Origin of the sequence: Shewanella sp., assembly GCF_013214165.1 — a bacterium.
Taxonomy (GTDB): Bacteria; Pseudomonadota; Gammaproteobacteria; order Enterobacterales; family Shewanellaceae; genus Shewanella.
Genome location: NZ_JABSSM010000055.1, coordinates 21,607 through 29,264, shown reverse-complemented (window position 1 = coordinate 29,264; position 7,658 = coordinate 21,607). Strand labels below are relative to the sequence as shown.

Here is a 7,658-nt window from a genome sequence, read left to right as displayed (position 1 = left end):
TAATTTTTCGTACAACTGCAACTGTAAACATCACCTAAGGTATCGTCTTTTCACCTTGAGCAACTGAGCTAATGTCGCAAATCTTTTAAATTTGGAGCGCCCATACTTTACATAAAGAGTGGGTTCGAACCGATGACTATACCTTGGTAAGGTATCGCCCTTTTGCTCTAAACAAAGAGTCAACTGAGCTAATGTCGTAAAACTTTTAGTCTCGAATATTTAGCGTATTCAAAACGTTTTAAATTTGGAGCGACATATCGGGTTCGAACCGATGACCTATACCTTGGCAAGGTATCGCTCTACCAACTGAGCTAATGTCGCTTAATTTTTCGTACAACTTCAACTGTAAACATCACCTAAGGTATCGTCTTTCCACCTCTAGCAACTGAGCTAATGTCGTAAAACTTTTTCGTACAACTGCAACTGTAAACATCACCTAAGGTATCGTCATTCCACCTTTAGCAACTGAGCTAATGCCGCATACTCACTATTTGCTAACTTACTCGCTAGCAAAAGTTGAGGCCGCATTATATGAGAATTTCATATTGCTGCAACCCCTTCTTGAAAATAAATGTCTGTTTGGTCAAATTTTGAATACTTTTGCGCGATAATACTGCAATTCGGCTATAGATTCCTGGATATCCACCAGTGCTTTATGGGTTCCTTGCTTAGTAAAGCCATCCATAAGCTCTGGCTTCCATCGCCTGGTTAGCTCCTTGATGGTACTTACATCTATATTACGATAGTGAAAGTAATCTTCTAGCTTTGACATGTACCTATTCATAAAGCGTCTGTCTTGGCCTATGCTGTTGCCGCACATAGGTGATGTGCCTTGAGGAACATATTGAGAAATAAACTCTATGGTCATGGCAATGGCATCGTCTTCGCTGTATTGACTACTGCGTACACGCTCGACTAATCCTGACTCCCCGTGGTGCTTTTGATTCCAGTCGTCCATCGTTGCCAGCTGCTCATCAGTCTGATAAATCGCAATCACAGGCCCTTCAGCAAGAATATTTAACTCTTTATCTGTCACTATTGTTGCGATCTCTATCACCCTATCGGTCTCGGGATCTAACCCGGTCATCTCTAAATCTACCCAAATGAGATTGTTTGCATCTGCAACCATAGATCTGCCTTATTCTTCCTGTTTGCCTAAATTCAGGCTTTTTTGTTTAAGACCGTGTATCATACTGCTTTTTTAAGCTACACAAAATCACCTTATTTACGATGACAAAACTGTGAGTAAAAAGAAACCCCTAAGTCAGGGTCAAAGACGCCGTATGCGAGCCAACCAAGAAAAAAGGCTACAACGGAAAGATTCAGGCAGCAATGCTCCTGAATTACAGGATAGTTCACTTGAGCCAGAACAGCTCGGAACTGTTATCTCTCGTTTCGGCCAACATGCCGATGTTGAAACCGAATCAGGACAAGTTGTGCGGTGTAATATTCGCCGTAACATTCAAAGCCTGGTCACCGGTGACAAAGTGATCGTGCGTTTGGCTGTGGAAATCACCACCACAGTAGCCGGCATTATCGAAGCCGTCCACCCTCGTCATTCGCTGCTCTCGCGGCCAGATCTCTATGATGGCATCAAGATCATCGCCGCTAATATCGATCAGATCTTGATTGTCTCTTCGATAGTACCTAGTTTTACGACTCAAATAATCGACCGTTACTTAGTAGCAGCAGAAGACACGGGTATTTCACCGATAATCGTCCTCAATAAGATCGATCTCCTCACCGATGAAGATCGCCCTGAAGTAGAAGCTGCACTCAAGCGCTATCAAGATATAGGCTATCAAGTCTACCAAATAAGCAGTCATACCGGCCAAGGCGTCGATGACATAAAAGCCTTATTGAATGAAAAAGTCAGTATTTTTGTCGGCCAATCTGGTGTAGGCAAGTCATCCATCATTAACGCTATGATGCCTGATGCCGAGCTCGCAATTGGCGATGTCTCTCAAAATTCAGGCCTAGGACAACACACGACCACCACGGCTAAGTTAATGCATTTCGTTAGCGGAGGCGATCTGATTGATTCTCCGGGAGTTCGAGAGTTTGCGCTATGGCACTTACCACCCGAAAGAGTGGGTGAGTGTTTTATCGAGTTCCGGGAATATCTAGGCACTTGTAAATTCAGAGACTGTAAACACAAAAATGATCCTGGCTGTGCCATCACCGAAGCATTTCATGCTGGCAAGATCGCAGCAGATCGATACAACAATTATCATAAAATTATCGCCAGCCTAAATGAAATGCGCCATGCCAGACAATTTAGAGCCAGCGAAGAAGAATAGGCTAAGCGCAATATTTTGAAAGGAAGTACACGTGGATAAAATAAAAATTGCATTGCAATATATCATGCCTAAACATCTAGTCTCTCGCCTGGTGGGTAAACTGGCAGCCGCTGAATTAGGTGCGGTAACGACCGCTGGAATAAAATGGTTTATTAAGCAATACAAGATCGATATGAGTGAAGCGGCACAGAGCGAACCTGAAGCTTATAAGACGTTTAATGCGTTTTTCACTCGAGCCCTCAAGCCTGGTGTACGTCCGCTTTCACAAGATCAAGATTATATTGTCCATCCGGTCGATGGCGCGATAAGCCAATGCGGTCCTATTAATGACGGTCAGATATTTCAAGCCAAGGGACACGAGTATTCATCACTTGCACTTCTTGGTGATCAGGCCGATGATGCCAAACGCTTCGAAGACGGCGATTTCGCTACCATCTACTTAGCACCAAAAGACTATCACCGCATTCACATGCCAGTGACAGGCACCTTGTCAAAAATGACTTATGTTCCCGGTGACTTGTTTTCCGTCAACCCATTAACCGCAGCAAATGTTCCAGGCCTGTTCGCCCGTAACGAACGTGTGGTGGCAATTTTTGAGACCGAGATAGGTCCTATTGCCATGGTATTAGTCGGTGCAACCATAGTCGCAAGCATAGAAACCGTCTGGGCAGGTACCATTACACCACCCGGAAGTAAAAAAGTATTTACCTGGGATTACCCCACCGAGGGGCCAGAGGCGTTAACCCTCGAGAAAGGTGCCGAGATGGGTAGGTTTAAGCTAGGCAGCACTGTGGTCATGCTATTCGCTAAAGATGCCTTAGATGAGTTTGCCGACGGTGTCGTGCCAAAAGCCGTGACCCGCATGGGGCAGACGTTCGCAAAAATAGAGGATTAATCTGATCTAAACAGCTTTTGGTCAGTATACGGAGTGGTAATGAACCAAACGGCTAGTAGTAAACAATCAGGTTTATTAGAGTTACATCTCGCTGTGCTGCTATTTGGTGGCACGGCACTCTTCTCAAAACTTATTCCACTCAGTGCGTTAAATATCACTCTGCTGCGCTGCCTAGTTGCCGCTCTTGTCTTAGCCTGCATCGTCAAAATCAGCAAAAAAAACTTATCACTCGACTCCACTAGAGACTATTTCATCGCCCTGGGTCTGGGCATTGTCGTCAGCCTACATTGGGTCACTTACTTTGCCTCTATGCAGCTCTCATCAGTCGCTATCGGTATGATCGCCTTCTTCACTTATCCCGTGATGACAGTCTTAATTGAGCCCATCTTCACGGGTAACCGAATTCAACGCAGTGATCTGGTTAGTGGGCTCGCCGTGCTCCTTGGAGTCATACTACTTATCCCCGAAGCCAGCCTGGGCAATGACATAACCTTGGGCATAGCGCTGGGGATCTTATCAGCTGCATTTTTTACCGCTCGCAACCTGCTACATAAGAAATATTTTTCAGCCTACTCAGGTCCCCAAGCTATGTTTTACCAAACCGGTGTAGCCGTCTTGTTCCTCGCCCCTTGGCATACAATAGAATTCAGTCAAATAGAACAAAATACCTGGTGGCTGATACTATTACTCGGGGTGATGTTCACCGCGGTTCCCCACGCACTTTTTACTGCAGCCTTGCGTCACCTTAGTGCCAAAACGGTCAGCTTAGTCTCTTGCTTACAACCTTTCTATGGTGCTGTTTTAGCTCTATTATTCTTAGGTGAACAGCTAGATATCAAGACGACAATCGGTGGCTTACTGGTCGTCACAACCGCCATTTTTGAGACTCAACAGCATCGAAAAATATCCAGATAATCTCCCTTTCCTTGACTGGAGAGTAAGAAAACAGGGTATTGCCATGATGATTTTAATTTATATTTCTATTTTCTGATATAAACCACCAAAAAACGCAAAAAAAAGACGCCATATTAGCCACTTTTATTGATAAGATATCCCCGAATCTTTCTCTGACCTGCATCCAAATATGTTTCCCACTCTGCGCACTATCTTTCTACTTCTCATTACATTAACCAGCTTCAGTGCAGCCGCAAGTTCGCCACTCGAACTCAATAAGCGCCTAGGACTCAGTCAACTGACTTCGACCACTTTAACGGCCGAACAAAAGCTGGCACATATCCAGCGCAGTATCGAAGAGCAAGCGTTAATAGAAAGAAATCACCTTAAGCTGATCGATAACTACCAAGGACATAAACTCAGTCTAAAGCGGCAATTGGAAGAGGCTAAATCGCCTCTCCCTTGGTCCAAGACTAATGATCCCACTCAACAGGCATCTCTCGCCTATTTAAGATTGTCTGAGCTCAAGGAGATAGAAGCCGAACTCAATACAAAAGTGACTGACTTAATCAAGCAGCATAACCGACTACCATCAGATATTGCCTCGGCTCGACAATCACTGGCTCAGCATAAAAAAAATAACATAGATAACTCTAACAGCAATCAAAATATGTTGCTTAAGGCACAGCGACAGCTCTATATTCAGCTCCTGACGACATTAGAGGCCGAACAGGCAAGCAGCCAAAAACGCATTAACCTCAATCAACAACAGATGTTGCTGGTCAGGCTGCAACTATCGCAACAAGAGAGCTTGATCGAAGAGATCAATAAGGCCACAGCTAAACAGAGGCAGAAAAAGACAGATGCCACCATAGCTAAGAGTCTTTTTGAGACTTCTGCAGAGCAATCCCCCCTAACTCAACAACTGAGTCAGCTCAATATCGATTATGCCAACAGACTAAAAATGCTCACTCAGGACACCAATCGAGCCGTTCTCGCACAAGAAGCGGCCGAAAACCTCTATCAAGTTCAGGCGAAACAGCTGACCAACATCCAACAACAGGTAGGCTTAATCAAATTAAATTCTGCATTCGGCGAGCGCTTCCTGCAGTTGCTGCAGTCTCTACCCGCCCCACCGGATCAGGATAAGCTACAAACACAAATAGCCCAGGCTAGGCTGGAAAGGTATCAATTAGAGCAAGAGCTAACGATAAACAACCAACAGCTGGTAGCCAATGAGTCTTTCACTAATATACAAATGAGACTGCTCACCTCGCAGCATGACTTGCTCACGCAACTCTTGCTAAGCCAAGATATTTATTTGAGTGAACTCACTGATTTAAGAGTGATATATGAACAGTTAACCCAACAAAATATCGCCCTGAAAAGCATCCTCAATGAGCACTTATTTTGGGTTCCAAATGCTAACTCCATCGATAAATTATGGATCACAGATCTTTTTCAGAGTGTGAAGTGGCTGATGGGCCAAAATTTTTGGCCTGACATCTCTGTATCCTTCGATGAACAGAGTGAATACTGGTCTTGGTGGATCATCTTGTTGGTGCTCTGTTTGATCGCCCAAGATCTGTTAACACCTAAGTTCAAATCTGCCATGGCCAATGACATCACATTTGTCGGTAATGTGACCCAAGATCTGTTCAGCTACACCTTCAGGCCCCTGATTAATTCTTTACTCTACAGCGTGATTAAACCACTGCCGGTGATCGCCGCTGGCGCCATCTTACTCTTATCCAGTCTGAACCTAACAGCGGCTATCGGCATGGGAGTGTTAGTCATAGGTTTACTCTACCTGCTCTACCGTTTCACCTATCTTCTCGCACTGAATAGGGGCTTGCTCATTGGCCATTTTAAAGGTGATAAAACCATAATTAGGCAAGGTCAACTTAGGTTTAAAACCTTCGTTATCATGGCAATACCCTTCTTTGGGGTGATGGGGTTTACCGAGTTTATTGATAATTCGGTACTGAGAAATAGCATTGGCCGTGGCGCCTTCATTATTTTCAGTATTTTCCTGTTTAGCTTCTATAAAGATATCTTATCCTTATCTAAGAAAAACAAGCATCAGCACCAGGATGATAAGAATAAGAAATTACTCCAAAGATTTCTGTGGGCAGTGCTGCTAGTCGTGCCTCCAATCTGTGCCATTCTGGCCTTTAGGGGTTATTACTACACCGCATTCCAGGTGCTACTACAACTGCAACTTTCCCTGTTATTATCCCTAGGCTTCATGTTGCTCTATCAACTGATAAAACGTTGGATGCTCATCGAGAGGAGGCGCATCGCCTTCGATCGTGCTAAAGCCAGACGCGCAGAGATATTGCTGCAACGTGAGCGAGACGAAGATCCACAAAACAATAACGACCCTCTCGATACCTATGAAGAGCCGGTTGTCGATCTGGAAACCATCTCCAGCCAATCCTTGGGACTGGTGCGTTCATTATTGCTACTGGCTTTCTTGGCAAGTTTAATCGGCCTCTGGACCCAGACCCACACAGCATTATTCTCATTACTCGATGGCGTGACACTCTGGACCAGTAACTCTCTGGTTAATGGCATCGAACAACAGCTGCCTATCACCCTAAAATCATTATTATTCGGGCTGGTCATCGTCGGCTTCTCACTGATGATAGCCACCAACTTGCCCGGTTTACTCGAGCTCACCATATTACAGCGACTCGATTTGAGTCAGGGAACCGGCTTTGCCATCACCACAATGAGTCGCTATCTCGTGGTGTTTTTCGGTATCTTGAGTGGATTTTCAACTTTAGGTATGGAATGGTCCAAGTTACAGTGGCTGGTAGCAGCACTCTCTCTGGGACTGGGTTTTGGATTACAAGAGATCTTCGCCAACTTCATCTCTGGTCTGATCATCTTGTTCGAAAAACCGGTAAGAATTGGTGACACTGTGACCATACGGGATCTCACGGGTACTGTGAGTAAGATTCAGATCCGTGCAACGACCATCATTGACTGGGATAGGAAAGAGATCATCATCCCCAATAAGGCCTTCATTACCGAACAACTCATCAACTGGTCCCTCTCGGATCCAATTACCCGTGTCGTCGTTTATGTCTCAGTCGCGAGAGACTCAGATCCGGCCAGAGTCGAAGCGGCCCTATATCAAGCCGTGAAAGGATGTGATGATGCTTTAGAAAGCCCTGAGCCTGAAGTCTGGTTTGCGGGATTTGGCAAACACACCCAAGATTATGAAGTCAGAGCCTATGCCAAAGATATGAATACCCGTTGGCCTCTGCGGCATAAATTGCATAAAGCCATCAGTAAAAAACTTCAAGAGAACCAACTGGAACTCGCATATCCACAACTGGAAGTACATATCAAGAACACTCAGAGTAAAGACGCTCAGGGACTCATCAGAAGCTAATAATTTAATCTTTTCCCCGCGGAGCCCTGACAAAAATCAGCTAGGGCTTTCCTCAAGCCTGAGTGGCACCTTAGTTCACCGGTGTTGCTTAGCTAGGCTGGAAACATGCAGCAGGCTCGAGCGATGAAGGCTCTGCAGGCATTATTGAGACCCGCATTCAACAAAC

5 protein-coding genes and 1 tRNA gene are annotated in these 7,658 nt (G+C 45.0%); 4 read left to right on the top strand and 2 right to left on the bottom strand.

Annotation, left to right across the window (positions count from 1 at the left end):
- Positions 1-245: 245 nt before the first annotated feature.
- A tRNA-Gly gene (locus tag HRU42_RS14980) sits at positions 246-321 on the bottom strand.
- 262 nt (positions 322-583) lie between these two features.
- Positions 584-1,129: an oligoribonuclease gene (gene orn, locus HRU42_RS14975; RefSeq protein WP_295032123.1), complete on the bottom strand. Its 546-nt coding sequence runs from the start codon at positions 1,127-1,129 to the stop codon at positions 584-586.
- Positions 1,130-1,241: 112 nt separating this feature from the next.
- On the opposite strand from orn, the gene rsgA reads away from it, so the two are divergent.
- From rsgA to HRU42_RS14955, 4 genes are all read left to right on the top strand, one after another.
- On the top strand, positions 1,242-2,300 hold the full coding sequence (gene rsgA / locus HRU42_RS14970; protein WP_295032122.1) for a small ribosomal subunit biogenesis GTPase RsgA: 1,059 nt from the start codon (positions 1,242-1,244) through the stop codon (positions 2,298-2,300).
- Positions 2,301-2,331: 31 nt separating this feature from the next.
- Positions 2,332-3,195 (top strand): archaetidylserine decarboxylase, encoded by an 864-nt coding sequence (gene asd / locus HRU42_RS14965; RefSeq protein ID WP_295032121.1) that lies wholly within the window; start codon positions 2,332-2,334, stop codon positions 3,193-3,195.
- A 39-nt stretch (positions 3,196-3,234) separates the two neighbouring features.
- Positions 3,235-4,110 (top strand): DMT family transporter, encoded by an 876-nt coding sequence (locus HRU42_RS14960; RefSeq protein WP_295032120.1) that lies wholly within the window; start codon positions 3,235-3,237, stop codon positions 4,108-4,110.
- 169 nt (positions 4,111-4,279) lie between these two features.
- On the top strand, positions 4,280-7,492 hold the full coding sequence (locus HRU42_RS14955; protein WP_295032119.1) for a mechanosensitive ion channel domain-containing protein: 3,213 nt from the start codon (positions 4,280-4,282) through the stop codon (positions 7,490-7,492).
- The last annotated feature ends 166 nt before the right edge of the window (positions 7,493-7,658 follow it).